Annotated in this window: 1 protein-coding gene and 1 pseudogene; both read left to right on the top strand. The window is 50.0% G+C overall.

Annotation, left to right across the window (positions count from 1 at the left end):
* The first annotated feature begins 147 nt into the window (after nucleotides 1-147).
* Nucleotides 148-876 (top strand): annotated as a pseudogene (rlmB, locus tag B3182_RS10455) (23S rRNA (guanosine(2251)-2'-O)-methyltransferase RlmB).
* 103 nt (nucleotides 877-979) lie between these two features.
* The coding region (gene rpsF / locus B3182_RS10450) for a 30S ribosomal protein S6 (RefSeq protein ID WP_292752706.1) at nucleotides 980-1,105 on the top strand (126 nt) is incomplete at its 3' end.

Genomic DNA, 1,105 nt, shown 5'->3' with positions numbered 1-1,105 from the left:
GGGGAGCCACAAATGATACCGAAGCCGGGCGACAGTTGAATCGTCGTGTAGAAATTATTGTTAAACCTATTGTTGAGGGACAGGAAGCTGAAGCCTACCAAACGCCGTAAAGGCACATCAGAAAGAAATCAGGCACCATCTCAGGATTTGATTTTTGGTTTACATGCGGTACAGGCGGCTCTTGAGTCGCCTGTTTCACGTGAGGCCGAAATCTGGTTGGCTGACGAACGCCATGATCAACGTGTGGAGACCATTTACAAGCTGGCTGGCGATCAGGGGATTCGTTTACATAAAACCCAACGTCATCAACTGGATGATATGGTGCCGGAAAGTCGTCATCAGGGCTGTGTTGCCCGCTGTCATCCATTAGCTGTGTTGGATGAAACGGATCTAGACACAATACTGGATAATTTACAGCAAACACCGTTTTTGTTGATTCTGGATGGTGTCCAGGATCCTCATAATCTGGGCGCATGTCTGCGTACCGCGGAGGCGGCCGGAGCGCATGCCGTGATTGCACCCAAAGATCGTGCCTCAGGGTTAACGCCGACAGCAATCAAAATTTCCAGTGGTGCTGCTGAGCGCCTGCCGTTTATTCAGGTGACCAATCTTGCGCGGGTATTAAGGGATCTGCAGCAATGAGGTATCTGGCTGGTCGGCACATCTGGGGAGAGCGAGTTAAGTCTTTACCAAGCCGATCTCAAGGGGCCGTTAGCGATCATCTTGGGAGCTGAAGGGCAGGGTATTCGCAGGTTGACCAGAGATCATTGTGATCAGGTTATGTATATCCCGATGCAGGGAGCCGCCGAGAGTCTCAACGTATCTGTTGCTGCAGGCGTCTGCTTATTTGAAGCGGATCGTCAACGCCGCTTGTGAGCAGGTAGTAAAATAAAGTAAAATGCCAGATTGCCTTTGATAGGTAAAACTCCTTGCTTTCTGAAATTTTTCAGCAAGCTGTATAAACCGTGAGGAGCTCAAATTGAGACATTACGAAATCGTGTTTCTGGTCCACCCTGATCAGAGCGAACAAGTGCCCGGTATGATCGAGCGCTATACCCAAACTTTGACCGCTGCTGGTGGTCAGGTTCACCGTCTGGAAGACTGG

It is taken from the genome of Methylophaga sp. UBA4204, from assembly GCF_002379485.1.
Taxonomy (GTDB): Bacteria; Pseudomonadota; Gammaproteobacteria; order Nitrosococcales; family Methylophagaceae; genus Methylophaga.
Note: the sequence above shows the minus strand (reverse complement) of the source record. Positions and strands in the feature narration are given on the sequence as shown.